Consider the following 23,190-nt stretch of genomic DNA (forward strand, 5'->3'; position numbering starts at 1 on the left):
CCGCTCAGAGCCAGGCCTGGACGAACAGCCGCACCGCCAGGCCGAGTCCGGCGACCGCGATCGCGATCCGCACGAACCGGGCGGGCAGCCTGCGGGCGACGACCGGGCCGAGCCGCCCGCCGACGAGCAGGCCCAGCGCCAGCGGGGGCACCGCCGCCCACGCGACGTCGCCGAACACCGCGAAACCGACCGCGGCGACCGTATTCGCGGCCCAGGTCAGCACGTTCTTCAGCGCGTTGGCCCGCAGCAGGGTCGCGCCCGGCAGCGAGAGCGTGAGCGCCAGCATCATCACCCCGGCCGCGGCGCCGAAGTACCCGGCGTAGACGGCGACCCCGAAGACCGCCAGCGCGACGCCCGGCCCGGGCGGACGGGGCTCGCCGGCCGCGGGCGGGCGCAGGAGGAGCAGGGCCGCGGCCGCGACGAGGAACGGCACGATCCGCTCGAAGCCGCCGGCGGGGGTGAGCAGCAGCAGCCCGGCCCCGGCCGCGCCGCCGAGCACCGCCGGGCCGAGCCAGCGCCGCAGCTGCGGCCCGGCGCCCCGCAGCTCCGGGCGGGACCCGGCGACCGCTCCGGCCCCCTGGAACAGCATGCAGACGGTGTTGGTGACGTTCGCCGTCGTCGGCGGCAGCCCGACGGCGAGCAGCGCGGGGTAGGAGAACAGCGAGGCGAGCCCGGCGACCGAGCCGATGAGGCCGGCCGCGACGCCGGCACCGAGGAGTGTGACCAGCTGCCACGGGGTCATGGGGTCACCGGCGGAGCATCTCGTTGTGGATGCACAGGACCCTACCCGCCGCCCCGTGAGGGGCACGATCACGCCACAATGGCGCCGATCGGCGCAGCGACCTGCGTCGGAACGGAGGATGGACGTGGGCCCGCGCGAGGCCGGGGTGGGTGTCGCCCTGCTGCTCCTGCTCGCGGGCTGCGGCGCCGCCGGGCCCGTCCTCGACCCGGCCACCTCGTCACCCGCCGCCCCGGCCATCCCGGCCCCCGCAACTCCCGCCCCGGCCACCCCGGTCCCGGCGAGCACCGTGGCCGACCCGGCCGACGACGGCCCGGCCGGGCCGTGCACCGGTGACACCCTCGACGTGTCCGCCCCCGCGCCCCGCACCGACGGCCCGGCCGAGGTCTCCTACCTGGTGTTCCGCAACACCGGCGACGGCGCGTGCGTGCTCGACGGCTCCCCGGGGGTGGCGTTCGTGGCGGGCAACGAAGGGACCCGGGTCGGACCACGGGCCGCGATCGACGGGCCCCGGGCGCGGGTACGGCTGGCTCCGGGCGCCGCCGCGACGGCGGCGCTGCGGGTGCGGGCGACCGCCTCGTACCCGGAGGCCGACTGCGTCCCGGAGCAGGCGCGCGGGCTGCGGGTCACCCCGCCCGGCGGCAGTGGTGGGAGGTTCGTGCCGCGCCCCGGCCCGGTGTGCTCCGCCGACCCGGCGCCGCCGCAGGCCACGGTGGGGTCGGTCGAGGCCCGGTAGGCCGCGGCCCGGTCGGTGGGAGCGCTGTCCCCGGGGCGTGCCCCGGCAGCTCGGCGACTCAGGCGGTGTCGGCGACGTGCAGGGCGAACCACAGCTCGGCCCGGACGCCGGGGGAGTCGAGATCGCGCCCCAGCAGTGCCGCGGCCCGGGTGATGCGGGCCCGCAGGGTGTGGCGGTGCACCCCGAGCCGGGACGCGGCCGGGTCCCACTGCCCGTGCTGGGCCAGCCACTCCCGCAGTGACGCGACCAGGTCGCCGCGCCGCTCGGCGTCGTGCCGGACCAGCGGGGCCAGCACCGCGTCCGCGAAGGCGCCCGCGTCCTCGGGGCGCACCAGCGCGGCGAGCCCGCTGCCGGCGAGGTCGGCGAAGCGCAGCACCGTCCGGTCGCGGCGTTCGGCGGCGTCGAGCGCCCGACCCGCCTCGCGCAGCGCCCGGCCCAGGTCACCGACCGGTGCCGGGGTGGACACCCCGGCCCGGACCCCGCGCACCCGCCCGGCGACGTCGAGCACCGCGGGCACCGACCCCGCGCCGACGACCGCCGCCACCTGTCCGTCGAGCTCGGCGTGGAAGGCGACCCCGGGATCGCGTTCCAGGGCGTCGAGCAGCACGTCCGGCGGCGCACCGGTGGCCCGCCCGCCCAGCGCGACGGCGACCAGGTCCCCCGCGGGCAGCAGACCCCAGGTCTCGGCGAGCACGTCCTCGGCCCCGCGGCCGGGCAGCGTGGCCAGCGCGCGGAGCACCGCGGTCCGCACCCGGCGCTCGGCCCGCCCCGCCGCGGCGCTCCGGGCGTGGGCCAGGGTCAGCACCGACACCGCCGACCCGATGAGCTGCCGGTCGACCGGGGTGAAACGCCGGTCCCGCCCGACGACGAGCACCGCGGGCCCGATCAGCCGTACCGGCTGGAGCACGACCTGCCCGTCCCCGGCGGCGACGGTCACGCTGGACGGCCCGGGGTGCTCGCGCACCCGGTCGATCTCCGACCGCAGCAGCACCGCCCGCCCGGCCGCACCGGCGGGCGCGGACCGGCGGACCCGGCCGTCGGCCTCGGAGATCAGCGCCCAGGCGTCGAGGCGTTCGGTGAGCCGGTCCAGCACCCGGGCGGTGCCGGTGTCCGGGTCGTCCTCGCCCAGGGCGGCCGAGGTGAGCGCCCGCTGCGCCTCGTCGGTGCGGACCACCTCGGCGTAGCGGTCGGCGGCGCGCGCCTCGGCGACGGCCTTGGTCAGCGCCAGGAACGGGGTGCGCTCGGGGACCTCCAGCAGCGCCAGCCCGGCCCGCTCGCACGCCTCGCGCAGCGCGGGGAGCAGGTCGTCGTGCCCCAGCCCGCAGCCGAACCCGAGCCCGGCGAGCCCGTGCGCGACGAGCCGTGCCACGTAGCCGGCCGGGTCGGGGGCGGGTCCGAGGCCGGTGGTCAGCAGCAGCTCGTCGCCGTCGAGGTAGGGCGTCGGATCGGACAGTTCGCTCGAATGCACCCATGTGAGCGCCCGATCCTGATCCGCGGACGGACACACGAGACGCAGTCCGAGAGTGCGGCTCGCGCACAGCGTGCGCAGCGTCAGCGCCATCGAAACCCCTGCCGGAACGGTGTGTCGCGGACCTGGAACTGGACGGTTCGGACACTACCGCGTGCGGGTGTTCCCGATCACGATGTCCCGCACGGACCGCAGTCGTCGTCGGAAGGAGCGCTGTGACCGCCACGCAGGAGACGGGTACCGCTGCGGCACCGTGGGTGGGGGCCCGCATGCAGCGCAAGGAGGACCAGGCGCTGCTCACCGGCCGGGCCACCTGGACCGACGACATCGCGCCACCCGGGACCCTGCACATGGTCGTCGTGCGCAGCCCGCTGCCGCACGCCCGGATCGTCGCGATCGACACCGCCGCCGCGGCCGCCGTCCCCGGGGTCCGCGCGGTGCTCACCGCCGCCGACGTCGACGACGAGTTCCTCGCCGGCATCCCGTGCGGCTGGCCGGTCACCGAGGACATCCGTATCCCGGACCACCGCCCGCTCGCCCGCGACGAGGTCAACCACGTCGGCGACGGCGTCGCGGTCGTGCTCGCCACCAGCGCCGCGGCCGCCCGCGACGGAGCGGACCTCGTCGACGTCGAGTACGCCGAGCTGCCCGCCGTGGTCGACATGGCCGAGGCCCTCGCCGACGGCGCCCCCGTCGTCCACGAGGAGATGGGCACCAACCACTGCTACACCTGGCCGCTGGCCACCGGCGACGTCGACGCCGCGTTCGCCGACGCCGAGGTCGTCGTGTCCGGCCGCTACCTGCAGCAGCGCGTGATCCCCTCGCCGATGGAGCCGCGCGCGGTGGTCTGCGTGCCGGACCAGGTCGGCGCCGGGTTCACCGTCTACACCGCCACCCAGGTACCGCACTTCGTCCGCGACATCCTCGCCGCGGTCACCGGCATCCCCGACACCCGCATCCGGGTCGTCGCCCCGGACGTCGGCGGCGGCTTCGGCGCCAAGCTCAACGTCTACGCCGAGGAGTTCCTCGCCCTCGTGCTCGCCCGCCGGCTGCGCGCCCCGGTGAAGTGGACCGAGACCCGCTCGGAGCACCACCAGGCCACCACGCACGGCCGCGGCCAGATCCAGGACGTCTCGGTCGCCGCCACCCACGACGGCAAGATCCTCGGGATGAAGGTCGAGCTGCTCGCCGACATGGGCGCCTACCTGCAGCTGCTCACCCCGGGCATCGCCGTGTTCGGCGCGTTCACCTTCTGCGGCCTCTACGACTTCGGGCACTACTCCTTCACCGCGAAGGGCGTGTTCACCAACCTCACCCCGACCGACGCCTACCGCGGTGCCGGCCGCTCCGAGGCCGCCTACGGCCACGAGCGGATCATGGACGACCTCGCCCGCGAGCTCGGCATGGACGCCGCCGAGGTGCGGCTGCGCAACCTGCACCCGAAGTTCCTCGAGCCGCGCACCGTCCCCTCCGGCGTGCAGTACGACTCCGGGGACTACGAGACCTGCATGCGCCGGGCGATGGAGCTGGTCGGCTACGACGCCCTGCGCGCCGAGCAGGCCCGCCGCCGCGAGTCCGGCGACCCGGTGCAGATCGGGATCGGCTTCGGCAACTTCACCGAGTCCGGCGGGCTGTCGCCGTCGAAGGTCGCGGCCGGGGTCCGGCTGCAGTCCGGCGGCTGGGAGCAGGCGACGGTCCGCATGACGACCAGCGGCAAGGTCGAGGTCGTCACCGGCACCTCCCCGCACGGCCAGGGCCACGAGACGGCCTGGTCCCAGATCGTCGCCGACCGCCTCGGCGTGCACCCCGACGACGTCGAGGTCCTGCACGGCGACACCCTCGTCGCCCCGTTCGGCCGCGACACCTACGGCTCGCGCAGCCTCGCCGTCGGCGGCACCGCGGTGCACCTGGCCGCCGGCAAGGTCCTGGACAAGGCGATGCAGATCGCCGCGCACCTGCTGGAGGCCGACGAGGCCGACCTCGAGTTCACCGGGGGCCGGTTCTCGGTCGCGGGCACGGCCGGGCCGTCGGTGACCATCCAGGAGGTCGCGGGCGCCGCGTCGCTGGCCAACGACCTGCCCGAGGGCATGGAGCCGAACCTGACCGCGGACTCGGCCTTCGACCCGCCGAACTTCACCTGGCCGTTCGGGACCCACGTCTGCGTCACCGAGGTCGACACCGAGACCGGGTTCACCCGGATCCGCCGCTACGTCGCCGTCGACGACTGCGGGGTCGTGGTGAACCCCACGATCGTCGAGGGTCAGCTGCACGGCGGCATCGCCCAGGGCATCGGGCAGGCCCTCTACGAGCACGCCACCTTCGACGACGCCGGCAACCCGACGGCGGCCAACCTGGCGTCCTACGCCGTGCCCGCCGCGACCGACCTGCCGCACGTGGAGCTGGAGCAGCTGGTCACCCCGTCGCCGACGAACCCGATGGGGGTCAAGGGGATCGGCGAGTCCGGCGCGATCGGGTCCTCGCCCGCCGTGGTGAACGCGGTGATCGACGCCGTCGCCCACCTCGGGGTGACCCACGTGGACATGCCCGCGACACCGCAGGCCGTCTGGCGGGCGATCACGCAGGCCTCCGGTCACACTGCCTGAGACCAGGGGAGGGAGACCGGCACATGGTGGACATCAACTGCGACATGGGCGAGTCGTACTCGATCTACCACTGCGGCGACGACGAGGGCCTGATGCCCTGGGTGACCGTCGCCAACGTGGCCTGCGGCTTCCACGCCTCCGACCCGCGGGTCATGACCCGCACCGTCGCGCTGGCCAAGCGGCACGGGGTGAAGGTCGGGGCGCACCCGTCGCTGCCCGACCGGGAGGGCTTCGGCCGCCGTGAGATGAGGCTCGACCGCGAGGAGCTGACCGCGGGCGTCGTGTACCAGATCGGTGCGCTGGCGGGTTTCCTGCGTGCCCACGACATGGAGCTCAACCACGTCAAGGTGCACGGCTCGCTCTACGGCATGTCGGCCCGCGACCCGGAGGTGGCCGCCGCGATCGCCGACGCCGCCGACGTCTTCGGCGCCCCGCTCGTCGGCATGGTCGGCACCGCGCACGAGCAGGTGTGGGGCGACCGGCCGGCCGGCTTCGTCGCCGAGTACTACGCCGACCTCGACTACCGCGACGACGGCTCGCTGATCATCACCCGGGAGCACGAGGCGTTCGACCCGGTGCGTTCCGCGGAACGCGCCCTGCGCGCGGTCACCGAGGGGAAGGCGACCTCGGAGAACGGCAAGGAGCTCACCGTGCGCGCGGACTCGGTCTGCGTGCACTCCGACACCCCGAACGCCGTCGAGCTCGCCCGTGCCGTGCACGACGCGTTGAAACCCCACCTGAGCAGCTGAGAAGGAGTACCCGCAGTGCCCCGACACGAGGTCGTCTCCCCGATCCCCGGCGTGTTCTACCGCCGCCCCGACCCCGGCAGCCCGCCGTTCGCCGAGGACGGCGCCGCCGTCACCGACGACCAGGCGATCGGCCTGGTCGAGGTCATGAAGTCCTTCCACCAGATCCCGGCGGGCGCCACCGGCACCGTCGTCGAGTTCCTGGTCGGCGACGAGGACGAGGTGGACGCCGGCCAGCCCGTGGCGGTGGTGGAGACCGCATGAGGCTGCTCGTCGCGAACCGCGGCGAGATCGCCGTCCGGATCATCCGGGCAGCCCGGGACCTGGGCATCGGCACCGTCGCCGTGCACTCCAAGGCCGACGCCGACGCCCTGCACGTGCGCCTGGCCGACACCGCCGTCGCGATCGGGCCCTCGCCCGCGTCGAAGTCCTACCTGGTGGCCGACGCGATCCTCGCCGCGGCGAAGGAGACCGGCGCGGACGCGGTCCACCCCGGCTACGGGTTCCTGTCCGAGCGGGCGTCGTTCGCCGCCGCCGTCGCCGGTGCGGGCCTGACCTTCGTCGGCCCGGACGCGGCGACGATCGAGCGGATGGGTGACAAGGTCGCCGCCCGGGAGGTCGCCCGCGCCGCAGGGGTCCCGACCGTGCCCGGCACCCCCGGCGGGGTCGACGACGCCGACGCCGCGGTCGCCGCCGCCGAGGAGGTCGGCTACCCGGTGATGCTCAAGGCCGCCGCCGGCGGCGGGGGCCGGGGCATCCGGGTCGTCGCCGACGCCGACCCGCTGCGCACCGCCTTCGGGCAGGCCTCGACCGAGGCGGAGAAGGCGTTCGGCGACGGCACCATGTACCTGGAGCGGTTCGTCGAGCGCGCCCGGCACGTCGAGGTGCAGGTCCTCGGCGACGGCCGGGACGCCGTCCACCTGTTCGAGCGGGAGTGCTCGCTGCAGCGCCGCAGGCAGAAGGTCGTCGAGGAGGCCGTGTCGCCCGGCATCACCGAGGCGACCCGGGACGCCATGACAGCCGCGGCGGTCGCCCTGTGCCGCGAGGTCGGCTACACCTCGGCCGGCACCGTGGAGTTCCTCGTCGACGACCGCACGGGCGAGTTCTTCTTCATCGAGATGAACACCCGCATCCAGGTCGAGCACCCCACCACCGAGCTCGTCACCGGCATCGACCTGGTCGCCGAGCAGCTGCGCGTCGCCACGGGGGAGCCGCTGCGGTTCACCCAGGACGCCGTCGAACGGCGCGGGCACGCCATCGAGTTCCGGGTCTGCGCGGAGGACCCGGAGCGGGACTTCCTGCCCCAACCCGGCGGCGTCGGGCGGGTCACGCTGCCGTCCGGGCCGTGGGTGCGCTGCGACACCTGGCTGGAGCCCGACGGGACCGTCCCGCCGTACTACGACTCGCTGCTGGCGAAGGTCGTCGTGTGGGGAGCCGACCGGACCGAGGCGCTGGCCCGGTCCCGGCGCGCGCTCGACGAGTTCTCCGTCGCCGGGATCCCGACCACCGCCGGGCTGCTCCGCACCCTGGCGGGTGAGCCGTGGGTCGCCGCCGCCGACTTCCACACCGGGACCCTCGAACAGTGGCTGGCCGAAGGGAAGGGGACCTCATGAGCGCCCGCTACAGCTGGGGCGGTGACGAGTTCGTGTTCGTCGAGCTGGCCGAGGACATGAGTCTGCAGGCCAACTTCAAGGCCGTCGCCATCACGAACCTGCTCCGCGAGGAGCGACCGGAGGGGATCCTGGAGATCTGTCCGGCGAACGCCTCCTACCAGGTGCGCTACGACCCCGACGTGCTCGACCCGCACGCGCTGCTCGCCCAGCTGAAGGAGCTGGAGGCCCGGGTCGGCGACGCGCTCGGGGTGACCCTGGACTGCCGGGTCGTGGAGATCCCGGTGCTCTACCAGGATCCGTGGACGACCGAGACGCTGCTGCGGTTCCGGGACCGTCACCAGGACCCGGAGGCCACCGACATCGAGTACGCGGCCCGGATCAACGGCTACTCGGGTGTGGAGGAGTTCATCGCCGCGCACTCGGGCTCGCCGTGGTTCACCTCGATGGTCGGGTTCGTGGCGGGGTTGCCGTTCAAGTACCAGATGGTGCCCCGTGAGCGGCAGATCATCGTGCCGAAGTACCTGCGTCCGCGGACCGACACCCCGAAGCAGACGGTCGGTTACGGCGGCTGTTTCTCCTGCATCTACTCGGTGCGAGGGGCCGGTGGGTACCAGATGTTCGGGATCACCCCGGCCCCGATCTACGACCCGACCCAGACCAAGCCGGACTTCGCCGAGCACATGGTCTTCATGCGGCCCGGGGACATGGTCAAGTTCCGAGGGATCGACCGCGACGAGTACGACCAGCTGGAGGCGCAGGCCCAGGCGGGGGAGTACCGGATCACCGCCCGCCCGGTCGCGTTCGACCTGCAGCCCTTCCTCGACGACCCCGACGGCTACAACAAGCGCCTGCTGGAGGTGCTCGCGTGACACGCATCGAGGTCCGCAAGCCCGGTCTGTCGACCACCGTGCAGGACGGTGGCCGCTCCGGCTACTACCACCTGGGCATCCCGCAGTCGGGCGCGCTGGACCAGTACTCGCTGACCTGCGCCAACGCCCTCGTCGGGAACCCGGACGGCGCCGCCGCCCTGGAGATCGTCTACATGGGCCCGGAGCTGGCGTTCACCGGGCCGGCGACGGTCGCGGTGGCCGGCGCGACGATCGCCCCGAAGGTCAACGGCGAAGCCCGTCCGGTGTGGGAGTCCTTCGACGTCGCCGAGGGCGACGTGCTGGCCTTCGATTACCTCAAGGCCGGCGCACGCGCCTACCTGGCGGTGTCCGGCGGGATCGACGTGCCCGAGAAGCTCGGCAGCCGCGCCACCTACGCCCTCGGCGCCCTGGGTGGGCTCGACGGCCGGCCGCTGGCCGAGGGTGACGTCCTGCCCGTCGGGACCGGTACCGGCCGCGCGGGGCTCGTGGTGCCCGAGGACCTGCGGCCGTCGCTCGCCAAGGACGTCGAGGTCCGGGTCGTGATGGGGCTCTACGACCACCGGCTGACCGACCGCGGCCGCGCCACCTTCCTCGACACCACCTGGACGCTGACCCCGGTCGCGGACCGGATCGGGTTCCGCTACACCGGCGGCGAGCTGGAGACCGTCGACCGGGAGCCACCGTTCGGGGCGGGCCAGGACCCGTCGAACATCGTCGACTCGCCGTACCCGATCGGATCCATCCAGGTCCCGGGCGGGGTCGAGCCGATCGTGCTGCACCGCGACGCGGTGTCCGGCGGCGGCTACATGATGGTGGCGACGGTGATCTCCGGTGACCTCGACGTCGTCGCCCAGTCGGCGCCGCGCACCCGCACCCGGTTCGTCGCGGTCGATCTGGAGACGGCGCTGTCGCTGCGGGCCGAGCGGAAGGACCGGGTCGGGCGGATGCACAGCGCACTGGAGCGCTGACACGTCGACTGCTCACCCGTTCGGGCTGGCCCTGCGGCTCCGTCTGGTCCAGACTCGACGCTCGGTGACGCGGGGCGGTACCGGACGTGGGAGAGGACCGAGCGATGAGCGGCAGGCACCGGAGGACGGCGGGCGCCGGGCTGGTCAGGCGAGTCCTGGCCGTGACGGTCTCCGCGGTCGGCGCGGTCGCTCTCGCCGCGGCGGTCGTCGTCACCGTGACGTCGACCGGGCAGCCGGTCGCGGGTCAGGCGGAGCAGACCGATCCCGGCCCGGCCGCGCCGCTCGCCGCCGGTCCCGCGATGGCCGACGGGGGCGCACCGGCACGGATGGCCGACCCGGCTCCACTCGCGCAGGCACCGGCACGGGCGGCCGCCGACGCCGCGGCCGCCGCACACCCTGCCGCCGCACAACCCGCCGCCGTGCCCGGGGCGTCCCCGCAGCCGGGGTGGTCCGGGGAGCAGGGCTGGTCCGGGGGGCCCGGACCGTCGACCACGTCCGCCGGTGGGGCCGGTCCGACCTGGTCCGGCGGGGGCGGTGCACAGCGCGCCGTCGAGCCGCGCTCCACGACCGGTGGCACAGCCGGTCCCGGCCCGGCGGCCCCAGGCGGCGCGACCGGCGGCGCGACCGGTGGCGCGGCCGGTGACCGCACCGCGCCCGGTCCGCTCGCCGTCGAGCCCGGCGCGGGGACCACGCCGAACCCCGGCCGGGACGTCCCGCCGGCCGGCACGACGCCCTCCGACGTCACCTCCCCGCTCGACGACACCACACGTCCCGGCGACACCAGACCCGGCGACACCAGACCGGACGACCCGGCTCCGGTCGACGACACCGCTCCGGTCGACGACACCGCACCCGGCGACCTCTCCGGACGGGGCCGCGACACCGGGTTCTCCGCCCCGACCGTGCCGACACCCCCGCAGCCGCAGACCGTCACGCCCACCCCGCGCGGTGACGATCCGGGCGGCGACGACCTGAACGGCGACGACCCGGCCGGCGGCGGTTCCTCCGGCGGCTCCCCGGGCGCGGTCACGCCGGCCGACCCGGGCGCCGGCGCCGCGGACGGGGCACTGCTCCGGCTGCGCCTGCGGATCTCCGAGACCCCGCCCGTCGACGTCCGGGTGCCCGGCCCCGCCCTGTCGCTGCTCGGCGGCTGAGTCCGACCGGTCCGTCCGGGTGGCGCGAAGACCACCCCACCGGGATGCCACGCGCCCGCGACGCACCCGTTCGGTGCATGGCCGTTCCTCCGTCCGCCGGTCACCATCACCCCATGCGCACGGCGAGCGGCTCCACCCCGTGACCGGCCGGCACCGGCACCCCGGCTCGGCTGACCCGACGGGCCCGGCCGCGGTCGGGCCCGCGGCGTGGCCGCACGCCGCGGCCCGCTCCCGGGGCGCGACGACTCCCACCCACCCGCGCGAGGTGCCACGACCGGTCGAGGACCGGGACCGGCCGGCGCGGGGCCGCCGTCGGCTCCGCGTCACCCTGGCCGGGGTCGTCCCGGTGGTGCTGGTCGCCGCGGTCACCGTCGCCGGACTCCTCGGTACCGGGGTGCTCGGCGGGGTCGCCCCCGCGGACCAGCGGGTCGACGACCACGTCCCGGTGCCGACCTTCGCCGCCGGCCCGACCGCCGACGACGCCTCGTCGCTCCCGATGCCGTCGCGCTGGTACGGCTCCGGCACCGGGGTCACGTCCACCACGGAGCCCTCCAGGGTGCCCACCGGGACGCCCACCACGGTGCCGGTCGCGGCCCGCGAGACGCGCGCGGCCGCCGTCGCCGACGGGGCGGTACGGGCGGCGACGGCCCGCATCGCCGAGGAGCGGCGGCTCGCCGACGAGCGCCGGGCCGCGGAGATCGCCGCGCAGGAGCGCCACGCTGCCGAGGTCGCCGCGCAGGAGCGCCGGGACGAGGAGCGGCGTGCGGAGGAGCAGCGGGCCCGGGAGCAGGCCGACGCACGCCGCCGCGCTGCCGTGCCGCCGACCGAGGCCCCCACGACCCCGCCCGCCCCGAGCACCGCCCCGGCCCCGCCGAGCAGCACCGGGCCCGACGAGCCCGGGGGCGCGGCCCCCGCGCCGACCGCTACCTCGGCCCCGGCACCGACCGGGGGTGCCCCGCGCACCGAGGCGTCGTGAGCCGTGTCGTCCGGTTCGTGACTGTGCCCCGCTGACACCCGGCCCCGCTGGCACCCGACGGGGCGAGGGAGGTTTGAGCCCCTCCGGCTCCGGCTACCGACAGGGCAGGAGGCGATCACGATGAGCGGACGGCATCGACGTCCACGCACCACGCCCGGCCGCCTGGCCCTGTTCGGCACGGTCCCGCTGGTCGGCGGCGCCGGCCTGGCCGCCGCCCTCGCCGGCGCCGACGGCACGGACCCGGCCCGGAACGTCACCCCCACTCCCACCGCCGCCACCGCCGCCGTCACGAACGGCGCGAACGGCGGAGCCACCGATGCGGCCGAGCCGGTCGCGGTCCCCGGACGCGGCGAGATCGTGCTGGACGCCGTCGGCGGTGCCCGCGACGCCGCCACCCGCGCGGCCGACGCACAGACCTCGGCCCGGGTCAGCACCGTGGCCGCCGAGCTCCGTGACCAGGCACGGGCCCGGGCCGAGGCGGCCCGCGCCGCCGGGGACGCCGAGCTGGCCGCCTACCACCGTGACGAGGCGGCCCGCCAGGACCGGCTCGCGGACTCGTCGCGTCCCGTGCTCCTCGACGACCACACCGCCGACTACACCGCCGACGGCGTCGGCAGCTCACCGCTCTGCCGTGCAGCGGACGTCGTCCGGCTCGGCGCGCTCACCGCCGCCGGGCCGGAGTGCGACGACGACCCGTGGATCGCCGGGCAGATCGACGACGCGATGCGCCGCGGCGGCGTCGACCGTTCCGTCGGCTGACCCGGATCTACGCCTCGAGCACCGTCAGCCCCAGTGCCGCGCAGATCGCGCTCGCCTGGGTGGGGGAGACGATCGCCCCGCGCAGCTCGCGGGGGGTGTCCGGGGTGACCTCGCCGAGGTCGCAGCCCCGTAGGTCGGCACCGTCGAGGCGGGTCGAACGCAGCACCGTGCCGCGCAGCCGGCACCGCTCGAACCGGACGTCGCGCAGGTCGGCGCCCGACAGGTCGGCCTCGGAGAGGTCGCAGTCGGCGACCCGCAGCCCGCGCATCGCGACGTCGCGCACGTCCGCCAGCTGGAGCGAGCAGTCGTCCAGCACGAACGAGGCCGTCAGCCCCCGCAGACCGCGCAGGACCGTGCCGATCATCCGGCAGCCGGTGAACCGGGTGTCGCCGAGGGTCGCCCCGGCCAGCCGGGCCCCGGACAGGTCCACCCCGCTCAGCACGGCGTCGGTCAGGTCGGCCTCGCGCAGGTCGGCGCCCGCCAACGAGGTGCCGGAGATCCGTGCCCGGTCCAGCCGCACACCGCGCAGGTCGGCGCCCGCGAGCGAGCCGCCCCGCAGGACCAGCCCGGCGAGGTCGGTCTCGCGCAGGTCGGCCTCGTCCAGGCGCGGCGCGTCCACCTCGCCACCGGCACGAGCCGCCGCGACGAGCTCGGTCTCCGTCGTCACCGCCACCACGGCGACAGCCTGGCAGGTCAGCGTGCGGTGGGGGCGTCCGTGCCCACCGGAAGGCACTGCACCGGGCGCGGGTGCTCCGGATCCAGTGCGTTGAACACGTGCTGGAGAGCGACCGGGTCGAACGCGACGGCGCCGTGCTCGGCGAGGTCGGTCGGGCACCCGTCCTGCAGGACGATGTTGTGTGCCCCGTCCATCAGGCCCGAGGTGTAGGGGACGACCAGCTCGTCGTAGCGGGTGAGGATCATGGTGTAGTCGACGCCGTCGGCGCGCGGCCCGCCGTCGGAGTTCATCCGCTCTAGGAAGTCCGAGCCGCGCAGGAACTGCCGGCAGGACACGCACAGCGGGTCCAGGACGAGGCCGACGGCCGGGCCGAGGCCCAGCTGCTGGCCGGTGCGGTTGAGGAAGTCCAGGCCTGCGACGGTCGTGCCGTCCCACAGCGGGGTCATGCCGACGTAGCGCTCGACCTTGTCGGCACCGCCGAGGAACCGGACGTAGTAGTTCGGCATCAGCGAGCCCTCGGAGTGCCCGACGATGTCGACCTTCGCCGCTCCGGTGGCGCTGCGGACCCGGTCGACGAACGCGGCGAGCTCGGCGGCGCTGTCCTCCATCGGCGCCAGGCCTCCGACCTGGGTCAGCGGCGGCGGTGCGAGGGGGTTGCGGCCATAGGTCAGCGAGAACACGCAGTAGCCGCGCTCCGCCAACCGGGGGGCCATGTAGCTCCAGTTGTTGCCCTGGTTGGCCAGTAGGCCGTGCGCGAGCACGACCGGGTTCGGGTGCGCCGCCGACGGCCGGCAGTTCCAGTCGTTCGACCCGGGCGGGGGCGGGTCGAGCAGGTCGGTCAGCGAGGCGACCGATGCGGGCTGTGGCGCCGCCTGGGCCGGGGGCACCAGCGCGAGGCCGACCGTGCAGACCGCCACCGCGATCGAGACGACCGCCGCCCACCGGCGCCGATCGATGCCCTGTCCAGTCACGAGCCGCCTCCTCGGGTGCCGTCGTCACCGGATCAACGACCACGCCGAGGGGAGGTTGCTGACCGTCACCCGACAGGGCCGTCCGGGGGAGGCGCGGCTACTCCGTCCGATCCGGGTCGGCACGCCCGTCCGGCTCTGTGGCCGTGTCCTGCCGGGGCACCTGGTCCTGGCGGGGTCGGCCGCCGCGGCGCATGTTGCCGTTGGTGGTCCGCCGGGTCGGATCCACCAGGCGCTTCCACTTCGCCTGGGCCGCCTGGCGGCTCGACAGCTGGGCCTGCACGGCGTCGGCGACCTCCTTCCACGTCATGCCCCCGGCCCGCAGGGTGCGGATCAGGTCGCGCTCGTAGTAGTCGGCCAGCCGGCGCATCTCCTGCACCAGGGCGTACCAGGCGGCGGCCCCGTCGTGGGTGAGGACGCCGTCGGCGGCGCGCTCCTTCATCCCGTCCAGCTGCTGGGTGATCGACTCCCGGCGTTTCGCGATCGACGGATCGGCCCGTTCCAGCCAGCGCTGCGCTTCCTCGTACCTCATGAAGTCAATGGTTCATTGACGCGTACCTGAGGTCAACCGTTGGGCGACCCCGGCGTGTCGCCGGGGAACCGACGGCCACGGCAACACGGCCGCCCCGTCGGATCGGGGCCGGCCGTCGTGGTGGTGGAGGGAACCGCGGTCACGCCCGGCCGCACGGTCGGCGGGTTGCCGGGACACGGTCCGGGCCGGACGACAGGGGAGGGGGCGGGTACGACCGGCGCCGGCACGGCGAGGCCACACCCGGGGTCACCAGACCCGGGTCCCCGGCGGGCGCCGCCGGGGACGCTCTGTATCGCCCTGAGGTGCCCCGTACGGCTCCGTGCACGGCGTCGGGCGGGGGAGTCGCCCCGCCGAAGGACACGGGCGGAGCGCCCGAGCCGGCCGGGGTGGTCGCGACCTAGCGCGTGGACGGGGCGATCACGGGACGAGCACGAGCTTGCCGCCGGTACGGCGGGACAGGCTGAGCGAGGCTGCGTCCTGGACACGGTCGAAGGTGTAGGTGCCGGCGACCGGCACGGCCAGGACGCCCTCGCCCGCGAGCCGGGCGATCCCGTCCATCCGGTCGTAGCGCATCGCTGTGCTGGTCCGGACGCCGAGCTCGGATGCGGCGGCGAAGTCCGACACGGTGAGGACGCGATCGGCGACCCCGGTCAGCTCGATCAGGGCCGGCAGCGAGCCGCCTGCCGGGCTGGGCCGGTCGGCGCGGTCTATCCGCCCCCCGGTCGGCGTGGCGTCCAGCGCGCGGTCCACCGGCCCCCGGGCCAGCCGGCGGACGCGCGCGACCATTCCCTCCCCGTAGGGCGTGACCCGGGCACCGACCTGTTCCAGGGCGGCAGTCCGGGTCGGCCCGGCCGTGGCGATCACTCGCAGACCCCGGTGCCGTGCGAGGCGCACGGCCGTCTCGCCCACGGTGGTGCCCGCGCCGTGGACGAGCAGCAGCTCGCCCGGCCGGGCACCGAGGTCGTCGAGCGCACGCCACGCGGTCTCGGCGGCCACCGGCAGCGCGGCGGCCTGCTCGGCGGTGACCCCCTCGGGAACGGGTGCCCAGGCCGGCATGAGCGCGTACTCGGCGGCGCCGGCCGTCGGACCGTCGAAGCAGGCCGGGCCGAACACACGGTCTCCGATGCGGACGTCGTGGACTCCCGGGCCGAGCGCGTCGACGGTGCCCGCCACCTCCAGGCCGAGGCCACGGGGCAGAACGGGGAGGACGTCGGCGAGCAGACCGTCCGCCAGGTGCCAGTCGGCCGGTGTCAGCCCGCAGGCCTGCACGGAGATCCGAATCTGACCGGGGCCCGGCTCGGGCCGGGCGACCTCCGCGAGCACGATCACGTCCGGGGAGCCGAACCTGTGGAACTGCAGAGCTCGCATGACGGCCCTCTCAGTGATGACAGCACCTGTTGTCACCAACGGTAGCAGGCGACGACAGTGTCTGTCGTCGTATCCTGGCGGGTATGCCGCGCTGGGAATCCGACGCACAGGGCCGGCTCGAACGCGCGGCTCTGGACCTGTTTGAGACCCACGGGTTCGACCGCACCTCGGTCGCGCAGATCGCGGACGCGGCAGGCCTCAAGGAGCGCTCGTTCTACCGCTACTTCCCCGACAAGCGGGAGGTCCTCTTCGCCGGCGGGGAGATCGAGGCGCACCTCGTCGAGCAGGTGGAGGCGGCCGACCCCGGTCTGGCGCCGATCGACGTGCTCCTGTGCGCACTGGGGAGCGCCGAGGGGCTCCTCCGCCCGCGCGGGTACCTCCGGCGCCGCGGGAGGGTGATCGCGGCCAACCCGGCGCTGGCCGAGCGCGATCTGATCAAGCTCGCCGACATCGCCGAGGCACTGGCCCCGGCTCTCGAACGCCGGGGTGTCGACCCCGGCACGGCGCGCTTCCTCGTCGATGTGGTCCTGGCGATCCACCGGCGAGCCGTTTCCCGCTGGCTGGCCGAGGAGAACGCCACACTCGCCGAGCTCATGGCCGAGGCCACCGCCGAGCTGCGTGCGGCGATGGCGGCACCGCCGCGGACGTCCCCCGGGCCGGCCGAGGACGGCGGTCCCGGATCGTCGTAGCACCTCCGCCGCGGAGGAGCCGGCGCGATCCTCGACCACAGCCGGAGCCGGTCACCGCCCGCTCGGTGGCGGGATCTCGGCCTCTGCCTCTCTATGTCAATGTACCGTTGACACCATCTGATTGTCATCCACACAACGACCACAGACCTGGCAGGAAGACGCCCAGGACAGGGAGCCGGTACTCAGGCCAGGAGAGACCGAGCCCGTGATGGGGCCGGGTGGGCCCGAGCCGGTCGGCGGGGGAGCGGGGGCCGGCCCGCCGGCACCGGAGGCCCGTAGCGGCGCGCCCGGTGGCCGAGTGCCGCCGTGGGGTGCCGGACGGTCCAGGAGCCGTTCAGGACGCCCTGAACGGCGCTGTACGGGCCCCGGGCCGCCGCCGGGTCGTAGGAGCACTGTCGTTGCCGCAGCCCCCGCGGCGCTCTCTCATCCCTCGCTGCCGGCGGGATGCGCCGTGCGACAGACCGGTACGCCACAACGTCCGCCGGGCGCGAGGGGGAGCCGACCCGTCCAGACGTCGGTTGTCGTCCCGTGACGTGACCGAGTCCCGGTTGTCGGCTACGGCTCGGTCCACCGAACCAGGACTCCTCCTCTGTAGTCAATGGTTCATTGACGCGTTCTCGTCGTCAGCGAAACGACGACACAGAACCGGCCTCGACCACCGAGCCGGCCGCTCGCCGGGGGAGCAGCGATCAGGTCAGGGAGAGGCTGAACCCGTCGTGGGTCCGGGTGAACCCGAGCCGCTCGTAGAACCGGTGGGCGTCGGTGCGGGACCGGTCGGAGGTGAGCTGGACGAGCACCGCGCCACGACGGCGGGCCTCGTCGACGGCGTACCGGACCATGGTCGCCCCGAGGCCGTCGCCGCGCCGGGACGCGGCCACCCGGACGGCCTCGATCCGGGCCCGCATCGCACCCCGGCGGGCCAGCCCCGGGAGCAGCGTGAGCTGCAGGGTCCCGACCACCGTGTCCTCGTCGTCGGCGACCAGGAGCAGGTGCCGGGGGTCGCCGTCGACCTCGGCGAACGCGGCGAGGTAGGGAGCCAGGTCGTCCGGGGTCTCCCGGGTGGCGCCGAGCGGGTCGTCGGCCAGCAGCGCGACGACGGCGGGGACGTCACGGGCCGTGGCCCGGCGCAGGACGGGTGTGGGCACGGTGGGACCTCTCGACACGGAACGACACAGGACGACACGGCACGGAACGACGGGGGAGCGGCCTGCGGGGATCGGGCTGCCCGGAGAGTGTCCCGGAGTGATGTCGTGCGGCCGGACTGGGCGTCCGCCGGGGGAGCGGTCACCATGGCCGGCATGTCCACCGACACCCACGACCGGGCCGACGGCACCACCCCCGCCGCCGCGTCCGCTCCCGCACCGGCCGGCGGCGACCCCGTCACGGTTTCGTTCACCCGTCGCGCCGACCCCGGGCACGCCGCGGAGATGACGGCCTGGATCCGCGCCGGCCTGCTCATGGCCGAAGGGTTCCCCGGCTTCCTCGGCGGCGGCTGGGTCCGCAGCCGCGACGGCTCCGACGAGTGGCACATGCTGGCCCGCTTCGATTCCCCGGAGTCACTCGGGCGATGGGAGGCCAGCCCGGAGCGTCGCTGGTGGCTCGGTTCCGCCCAGGGCCTGGCCGAGATGACCCGGGCCGAGCGCCGCACCGGCATCGAGGGCTGGTTCGACCAGCCCGCCGCGGTGGAGACCGCGGGCCCGCCCCAGATCACCCCGCCGCGCTGGAAGCAGGCGACGACGATCTGGCTCGTCTTCTTCCCGATGAACCTGCTCGCCACGGTGACGCTCGGCGCGCTGCTCGCGGACTGGCCCGTCGTGCCGCGGCTGGCGGTGACGACGATCGTCCTGACCCCGATCATGGTGTACGTGATGCTGCCCTGGATCACGCGGGTGCTGGGGTGGTGGCTGCAGGGCCGTCGGTTCCGCGACCGGCACCACGTCCCGGTGGGCTGATCACCCCTGGGGGCTCCCCGGATCACGCGGAGCGAGGCCGCTACCGTCGTTCGGTGCTCACCTCCGAAGCGACGGTCGCCGCGCCGGCTCCGGTCGACACGCTCCGCGACCGTCGACGCCTGCGCTGGGCGGGCCGGCTCGGCCTCCTGGCGTTCGTGCTCGCCGTCGCGGTGCCCTTCCTGCCCGTGGTGCAGCACACGACCACGATCGTCTGGCCGTCGGCCGCCACCGGCACCGCCGACGTCAACTCGCCGCTGGTCGCGCTGCGCCCGGAGACGATGTCGGTGGTCGTCCCCGCCGACACGATCCGCAGCCTCGACGACCGCACCGACGGCACCGCCACGGTGCTGTCCACCGTCCCGCCGGAGTCGCCGGAGGGCGCACGCTCCGGGATGGTCCTGACCGTCGCCGACGGCCAGCTCGCGCTGGTCGACCGCGGCCAGCAGCTCGCCACGGCGCCGCTGCGGGCCGGCCCGTCGGAGGTCCGGATCACCTCCGAGGGCACGTCGACGACGATCGACCTGGGTGCCGGGGCGCAGACGTTCGAGGGGGACCTGCGGCCGCAGGTCGTGGGGATCTACTCCGACCTGGACACCGAGCTCGACCCGACCTCGGGCACCGCGGTCCGGATCACCCCGGACACCCGCTTCGACACCAGCCCCTCGGTGTGGAAGACCGCCGCCACCGCGGTCGCCGCGGTGGCGTTGCTGGGCTCGCTGCTCGCGCTGGCCGGGGTCGACCGGCACCTGGGGCGCAGCCCGCACCGGGCGGGCCGCGACGCCATCGGCGGTCTCGCCGGCCGGTGGCCGCCGCGGCTGCGTCGCTGGTGGTCCCGCGCCCGGCCGCGACCGATCGACCTGATCGCCACCGTCGTGCTGGTCGGGTGGGCCGCGATCGGGGGCCAGACCTCCGACGACGGGTTCACCCTCGGCATCGTGCGCGACGTCCCGACCTCGGGCTACGTCGGCAACTACTACCGCTGGTACGACGCCGCGGAGGCGCCGTTCGGCTGGTTCTACGACCTCTACGCGCTGTGGGTGCGGGTCTCGGACTCGCTGCTCTGGTTGCGGCTGCCCTCGGTGCTGATGGGGATCATGGCCTGGTGGCTGGTCTCCCGCGGCCTGCTGCCGCGCCTGGGCCGTCAGGCCCGCCGCTCCCGCGCCGCCACCTGGGCCGCGGGGATGGTGTTCCTGGCGTTCTGGATGGCCTACAACTCCGGGCTGCGTCCCGAGCCGGTCGTCGTCGTGTGCTCGCTGCTGGCGCTGGTCTGCGTGGAGCGGGCGCTGGCGCTGCAGCGGCTGCTCCCGATCGCGCTCGGCCTGTTCGCGGCCTCGATGGCGGTCGGGGCGAATCCGGCAGGGCTGATCGCGATCGCGCCGTTCATCGCCGGTGTGCGCCCGCTGTGGCACCTGCTCGCGGCCCGGATCCGGACCGTCGGCGCGGTACCGGTGCTGGCGCCGCTGCTGGCCTCGGGCACCGCCATCCTGATGATCGCCTGGGCCGACCAGAGCTGGGCAGCGGTGATCGACTCCACCCGGCTGCGGTCCGACATCGGGCCGGACTGGCCCTGGTACACCGAGATCGCCCAGCGCTACGCGCCGTTGTTCGAGGGGCTCGCGGACGGCTCCATCGCCCGCCGGTTCCCGATCCTGCTGGTCATCCTGTGTCTGCTGGCCTGCGTGGTCGTGCTGATCCGGCGCGACCGCATCCCGGGCGCCGCGCTCGGGCCCGCCCAGCGCCTCATCGGCAGCACCGTGATCGCGCTGCTGATCTTCGCGTTGACCCCGACGAAGTGGACCCACCACTTCGGCGACCTCGTCGGCCTGGGCTCCGGCATGGTGGCGCTGGCCGCGATCGCCACCGGCTCGGACGTCCTGCGCTCGCTGCGCAACCGGCTCGCGTTCCTGTCCGCGGTGTTCCTGGTGGCGGCGCTGTCCGCGGCCGGGCCGAACCTGTGGTGGTACACCAACAACTGGGGCGTGCCGTGGGCCGGTGAGCAGGTCACGGTCGCCGGCTACGAGCTCTCCACGATCCTGCTGCTCGTCGCGCTCCTGCTGGCCGCGGGCGCCGGGGTCGAGCACCTGCGCGGCATTCGCGAGCAGCGCCACCCCGACCAGCTCGCCGGCGTCGAACGGACGCTGGGCCGGATCCCGCTGGTGGGCCGCTGGGTCCGGGCCCGGGACTGGCGCCGCGACGCGTCCTCGGCGCTGCGAGCGACCCGGCGGCTGCGGCTCACCTCCGCGCCGCTGGCGGTGCTGTGCGGGCTGCTCGTCACGTTCAACGTGTGGTCGATGGTCTCGGCGATCCAGGACCGCTCCGGCACCTGGACGATGGGCGCCGACGCGCTGTCGCACCCGTTCGGCGGGTCCTGCGGGCTCGCCAGCCAGGTGTTCGCCGAGCGCCGGCCCGTCGACGGTGTGCTGACCCCCGCCCCGGAACCGACCGGGATGGCCGCACCGGCCCGCCCCGGGCTGCTGCCGACCGTCGCCCCGCCGCCCCCGCCGGGGGAGCCGACCGCGACCCCGGCGCCGCTGCCGCCGGGTGTCGTCCCGGCGAACAGCCCCGACGCCCAGCTGCTCGACCCGAACAGCGGGGGCAGCGGCTTCGTCCGCAACGGCATCCCGCCGACCGGCGGCGGGACGGGGGCGTCCGGGTTCGAGTACGTGCTGTCCGGCGGCCTGGGCAGCGACGCGGCGCCGGCGTACGGCAGCTACCTGCCCCACGGCGACCGCAACACCGGCACCCTGCGCACCCCCTGGGTGCTGCTCACCGCCGAACAGCGCGCCGGCAGCACGCCGTTGGTCGTGACCGCGGCCGGGCGCCTGGGCAACGGGAACCGGCTGACCATCCAGTACGCGACGCGGCTGTCCGACGGGCGGGTCCGCGTGGTCGAGCAGACCACCCTCGACGACGGGCGGGTGGAGGAGATGCCGTGGCGCGAGCTGCGGTTCGACCTGCCCGAGACCGCCCGCGCGGCGACCGAGGTCCGGATGGTCGTGCAGGACAACTCGCTCGGGGCGGACGGGTGGCTGGCGGTCGCACCGCTGCGCGCGCCGCAGCTGGCGCCGCTGCCGCAGGTCGTGGGCAACCAGCCGATGTTCCTGGAGTACCCGGTGTCGCTGGCCAGCCCCTGCCTGCGCCCGTTCCGGACCTCCGGCGGGATCGCCGAGGTCCCGGCCTACCGGTTGCAGGCCGACGGCAGCCAGATGCGCGGCGACGGCGAGGGCTGGTCGTCCCCGCAGGCCGGCGGCCCGCTGGGCTGGATCACCGTGATCGGCAAGCAGACGGAGCTTCCCACCTACCTCGAGGGTGACCCCGGCCGGGACTGGGGGAAGGTGCAGGCAATCCAGCCGTACCGGCCGAACGCGGTCGCGCCGACCCTGGAACGTCGCGACGTCGACCGCTCCGGGCTCTACAGCTCCGGTCCGCTGCCGGCGCCGCCGCCGGGCATCCCGTCGCCGAGCCGGTGACGGGGCCCCGGGCCGTCGGGGGCCCGGGGGAGCGGGATCAGCCGCTGAACTCGACCGCGGGTGGCGCGGAGGGCTTCCTGCGCTTCGCGGGCGCCTCGGCCCGGGTCTCGGCCTCGGGGGTCGCCTCCGGGACGGCCTCGGCAGCGGGCGCCGGCGTGGCGGTGCTCGCCGCGCCGCCGTCCTGGGCCCGCCGGTGGGCCTCGACGACCTCGGACGGGATGCGGCCCCGCTCGGACAGCGTCCAGCCGTTCTCCCGGGCCCAGGCGCGCACCGCGCGGTTGTGCTCGCGGGTTGCGGTGTCCGAGCCACTCGCACCGCTGCGTCGGGCGGACTGCGCGGGCACTCCCGCATTGCGTCCGGTGCGCGGGGACCCCGCGGCGCGCGCGACCCCGAGGAACGGGGCGAGCGCCTCCCGCAGCGCCGCGGCGTTGTCCGCGGTCAGGTCGATCTCGAACCGGCGACCGTCGAGCCCGAAATCGACGGTCTCGGCGGCGTCGCCGCCGGTGATGTCGTCGACCAGCCGGATCGTCTCGACCTTCGCCACTGCAGTTCCTCCCGGTTCGCCGTCCCGGATTCACCCGGGGTCGCCGGAAGCATAACGACGAGGCTTCAGGAACCGTGGGCGCCCGGTCGGGCGGAACGCCGGACCTCGCGTGACCGGATCACGCTCGGCCTGGTCGGGCGCACGTCGCGGAGCCTCCCGATCAGGACGGCGAGGGCGATCAGGACAATGAGGTGTTCTCAGTAGCGGGTTGATCATGTCGTGCGGTCGTACTCGGTGTGGAGTAGTACGAGCGCAGCTGCGGTGATCGCGCCGGTGCGCCAGGGACATAGCGTGACTCGCCGCAACGCGGCGAAGGTGGTCTTGAGCAGGGCGTTTCCGCGTTCGGCCAGAGCACGAAGG

The 23,190-nt window shown here is 75.1% G+C and carries 21 protein-coding genes and 1 pseudogene; 13 read left to right on the top strand and 9 right to left on the bottom strand.

Annotated features, from left to right (window positions below; translation table 11 throughout):
* Positions 1–4: 4 nt before the first annotated feature.
* On the bottom strand, positions 5–742 hold the full coding sequence (locus Ae505Ps2_RS22180; RefSeq protein ID WP_075306381.1) for a sulfite exporter TauE/SafE family protein: 738 nt from the start codon (positions 740–742) through the stop codon (positions 5–7).
* Between the two features lie 124 nt (positions 743–866).
* Here Ae505Ps2_RS22180 and Ae505Ps2_RS22185 point away from each other — a divergent pair, with 124 nt between their 5' ends.
* On the top strand, positions 867–1,475 hold the full coding sequence (locus Ae505Ps2_RS22185; protein ID WP_170917072.1) for a DUF4232 domain-containing protein: 609 nt from the start codon (positions 867–869) through the stop codon (positions 1,473–1,475).
* 58 nt (positions 1,476–1,533) lie between these two features.
* Here the strand turns inward: Ae505Ps2_RS22185 and Ae505Ps2_RS22190 are convergent, their stop codons facing one another.
* Complete coding sequence (locus tag Ae505Ps2_RS22190) at positions 1,534–3,036, bottom strand: PucR family transcriptional regulator (protein WP_075553956.1); 1,503 nt, start codon at positions 3,034–3,036, stop codon at positions 1,534–1,536.
* A gap of 122 nt (positions 3,037–3,158) precedes the next feature.
* Between Ae505Ps2_RS22190 and Ae505Ps2_RS22195 the strand changes: the two genes are divergently transcribed.
* From Ae505Ps2_RS22195 to Ae505Ps2_RS22235, 9 genes are all read left to right on the top strand, one after another.
* The gene (locus Ae505Ps2_RS22195; RefSeq protein ID WP_075553957.1) at positions 3,159–5,546 is read left to right on the top strand and encodes a xanthine dehydrogenase family protein molybdopterin-binding subunit; all 2,388 of its coding nucleotides are present in this window, start codon (positions 3,159–3,161) and stop codon (positions 5,544–5,546) included.
* Between the two features lie 23 nt (positions 5,547–5,569).
* Positions 5,570–6,295, top strand: a complete 726-nt coding sequence (gene pxpA, locus Ae505Ps2_RS22200; protein ID WP_075306375.1) for a 5-oxoprolinase subunit PxpA — start codon at positions 5,570–5,572, stop codon at positions 6,293–6,295.
* Between the two features lie 15 nt (positions 6,296–6,310).
* Positions 6,311–6,556 carry an acetyl-CoA carboxylase gene (locus tag Ae505Ps2_RS22205; protein ID WP_020625095.1) on the top strand — a complete coding sequence of 82 codons (246 nt, stop codon included), beginning with the start codon at positions 6,311–6,313 and terminating at the stop codon, positions 6,554–6,556.
* The gene (locus tag Ae505Ps2_RS22210) at positions 6,553–7,905 is read left to right on the top strand and encodes an acetyl-CoA carboxylase biotin carboxylase subunit (RefSeq protein ID WP_075306373.1); all 1,353 of its coding nucleotides are present in this window, start codon (positions 6,553–6,555) and stop codon (positions 7,903–7,905) included. The genes Ae505Ps2_RS22205 and Ae505Ps2_RS22210 overlap by 4 nt, the downstream gene beginning before the upstream one ends.
* On the top strand, positions 7,902–8,774 hold the full coding sequence (locus tag Ae505Ps2_RS22215; protein ID WP_075306372.1) for an allophanate hydrolase subunit 1: 873 nt from the start codon (positions 7,902–7,904) through the stop codon (positions 8,772–8,774). The genes Ae505Ps2_RS22210 and Ae505Ps2_RS22215 overlap by 4 nt, the downstream gene beginning before the upstream one ends.
* Positions 8,771–9,742 carry a biotin-dependent carboxyltransferase family protein gene (locus Ae505Ps2_RS22220; protein ID WP_075553958.1) on the top strand — a complete coding sequence of 324 codons (972 nt, stop codon included), beginning with the start codon at positions 8,771–8,773 and terminating at the stop codon, positions 9,740–9,742. The genes Ae505Ps2_RS22215 and Ae505Ps2_RS22220 overlap by 4 nt, the downstream gene beginning before the upstream one ends.
* A gap of 104 nt (positions 9,743–9,846) precedes the next feature.
* Entirely contained in the window at positions 9,847–10,896 is a 1,050-nt protein-coding gene (locus Ae505Ps2_RS22225) for a hypothetical protein (protein ID WP_139320204.1), read from the top strand.
* 139 nt (positions 10,897–11,035) lie between these two features.
* Positions 11,036–11,872, top strand: a complete 837-nt coding sequence (locus Ae505Ps2_RS22230; protein WP_075306366.1) for a hypothetical protein — start codon at positions 11,036–11,038, stop codon at positions 11,870–11,872.
* 120 nt (positions 11,873–11,992) lie between these two features.
* On the top strand, positions 11,993–12,631 hold the full coding sequence (locus Ae505Ps2_RS22235) for a hypothetical protein (RefSeq protein WP_075306365.1): 639 nt from the start codon (positions 11,993–11,995) through the stop codon (positions 12,629–12,631).
* A gap of 7 nt (positions 12,632–12,638) precedes the next feature.
* Here the strand turns inward: Ae505Ps2_RS22235 and Ae505Ps2_RS22240 are convergent, their stop codons facing one another.
* The 4 genes from Ae505Ps2_RS22240 to Ae505Ps2_RS22255 all read right to left on the bottom strand — a co-directional run bounded on the left by Ae505Ps2_RS22240 (position 12,639) and on the right by Ae505Ps2_RS22255 (position 16,175).
* Positions 12,639–13,298, bottom strand: coding sequence for a pentapeptide repeat-containing protein (locus Ae505Ps2_RS22240; protein WP_158071493.1), 660 nt, complete (start codon positions 13,296–13,298; stop codon positions 12,639–12,641).
* 26 nt (positions 13,299–13,324) lie between these two features.
* Complete coding sequence (locus Ae505Ps2_RS22245) at positions 13,325–14,278, bottom strand: alpha/beta fold hydrolase (RefSeq protein WP_249265321.1); 954 nt, start codon at positions 14,276–14,278, stop codon at positions 13,325–13,327.
* A gap of 97 nt (positions 14,279–14,375) precedes the next feature.
* The gene (locus Ae505Ps2_RS22250; RefSeq protein WP_020627410.1) at positions 14,376–14,807 is read right to left on the bottom strand and encodes a hypothetical protein; all 432 of its coding nucleotides are present in this window, start codon (positions 14,805–14,807) and stop codon (positions 14,376–14,378) included.
* Positions 14,808–15,224: 417 nt separating this feature from the next.
* The gene (locus tag Ae505Ps2_RS22255) at positions 15,225–16,175 is read right to left on the bottom strand and encodes an NADP-dependent oxidoreductase (RefSeq protein WP_075306363.1); all 951 of its coding nucleotides are present in this window, start codon (positions 16,173–16,175) and stop codon (positions 15,225–15,227) included.
* 83 nt (positions 16,176–16,258) lie between these two features.
* Between Ae505Ps2_RS22255 and Ae505Ps2_RS22260 the strand changes: the two genes are divergently transcribed.
* Positions 16,259–16,864 carry a TetR family transcriptional regulator gene (locus Ae505Ps2_RS22260; protein WP_075306361.1) on the top strand — a complete coding sequence of 202 codons (606 nt, stop codon included), beginning with the start codon at positions 16,259–16,261 and terminating at the stop codon, positions 16,862–16,864.
* A gap of 689 nt (positions 16,865–17,553) precedes the next feature.
* On the opposite strand, the gene Ae505Ps2_RS22265 is transcribed toward Ae505Ps2_RS22260, so the two are convergent.
* The gene (locus Ae505Ps2_RS22265) at positions 17,554–18,009 is read right to left on the bottom strand and encodes a GNAT family N-acetyltransferase (protein ID WP_075306359.1); all 456 of its coding nucleotides are present in this window, start codon (positions 18,007–18,009) and stop codon (positions 17,554–17,556) included.
* 153 nt (positions 18,010–18,162) lie between these two features.
* Between Ae505Ps2_RS22265 and Ae505Ps2_RS22270 the strand changes: the two genes are divergently transcribed.
* Both Ae505Ps2_RS22270 and Ae505Ps2_RS22275 read left to right on the top strand, forming a co-directional pair.
* Positions 18,163–18,816 (top strand): antibiotic biosynthesis monooxygenase, encoded by a 654-nt coding sequence (locus tag Ae505Ps2_RS22270; protein ID WP_075311789.1) that lies wholly within the window; start codon positions 18,163–18,165, stop codon positions 18,814–18,816.
* 53 nt (positions 18,817–18,869) lie between these two features.
* Complete coding sequence (locus tag Ae505Ps2_RS22275) at positions 18,870–22,286, top strand: arabinosyltransferase domain-containing protein (RefSeq protein ID WP_075306357.1); 3,417 nt, start codon at positions 18,870–18,872, stop codon at positions 22,284–22,286.
* A 37-nt stretch (positions 22,287–22,323) separates the two neighbouring features.
* On the opposite strand, the gene Ae505Ps2_RS22280 is transcribed toward Ae505Ps2_RS22275, so the two are convergent.
* Both Ae505Ps2_RS22280 and Ae505Ps2_RS31375 read right to left on the bottom strand, forming a co-directional pair.
* Positions 22,324–22,830 (bottom strand): Lsr2 family protein, encoded by a 507-nt coding sequence (locus Ae505Ps2_RS22280; RefSeq protein ID WP_075333436.1) that lies wholly within the window; start codon positions 22,828–22,830, stop codon positions 22,324–22,326.
* 212 nt (positions 22,831–23,042) lie between these two features.
* Positions 23,043–23,190, bottom strand: a pseudogene (locus Ae505Ps2_RS31375) (IS5/IS1182 family transposase); the annotation flags it as partial.

Origin of the sequence: Pseudonocardia sp. Ae505_Ps2, from assembly GCF_001932425.1 — a bacterium.
GTDB lineage: Bacteria > Actinomycetota > Actinomycetes > Mycobacteriales > Pseudonocardiaceae > Pseudonocardia.

Bases quoted from the DNA above. Each gene is read 5' to 3' on its own strand.
- Ae505Ps2_RS22180 (WP_075306381.1), bottom strand. From the start codon at position 742: ATGACCCCGTGGCAGCTGGTCACACTCCTCGGTGCCGGCGTCGCGGCC.
- Ae505Ps2_RS22190 (WP_075553956.1), bottom strand. From the start codon at position 3,036: ATGGCGCTGACGCTGCGCACGCTGTGCGCGAGCCGCACTCTCGGACTG.
- pxpA (WP_075306375.1), top strand. From the start codon at position 5,570: ATGGTGGACATCAACTGCGACATGGGCGAGTCGTACTCGATCTACCAC.
- Ae505Ps2_RS22210 (WP_075306373.1), top strand. From the start codon at position 6,553: ATGAGGCTGCTCGTCGCGAACCGCGGCGAGATCGCCGTCCGGATCATC.
- Ae505Ps2_RS22215 (WP_075306372.1), top strand. From the start codon at position 7,902: ATGAGCGCCCGCTACAGCTGGGGCGGTGACGAGTTCGTGTTCGTCGAG.
- Ae505Ps2_RS22225 (WP_139320204.1), top strand. From the start codon at position 9,847: ATGAGCGGCAGGCACCGGAGGACGGCGGGCGCCGGGCTGGTCAGGCGA.
- Ae505Ps2_RS22235 (WP_075306365.1), top strand. From the start codon at position 11,993: ATGAGCGGACGGCATCGACGTCCACGCACCACGCCCGGCCGCCTGGCC.
- Ae505Ps2_RS22250 (WP_020627410.1), bottom strand. From the start codon at position 14,807: ATGAGGTACGAGGAAGCGCAGCGCTGGCTGGAACGGGCCGATCCGTCG.
- Ae505Ps2_RS22255 (WP_075306363.1), bottom strand. From the start codon at position 16,175: ATGCGAGCTCTGCAGTTCCACAGGTTCGGCTCCCCGGACGTGATCGTG.
- Ae505Ps2_RS22260 (WP_075306361.1), top strand. From the start codon at position 16,259: ATGCCGCGCTGGGAATCCGACGCACAGGGCCGGCTCGAACGCGCGGCT.
- Ae505Ps2_RS22270 (WP_075311789.1), top strand. From the start codon at position 18,163: ATGTCCACCGACACCCACGACCGGGCCGACGGCACCACCCCCGCCGCC.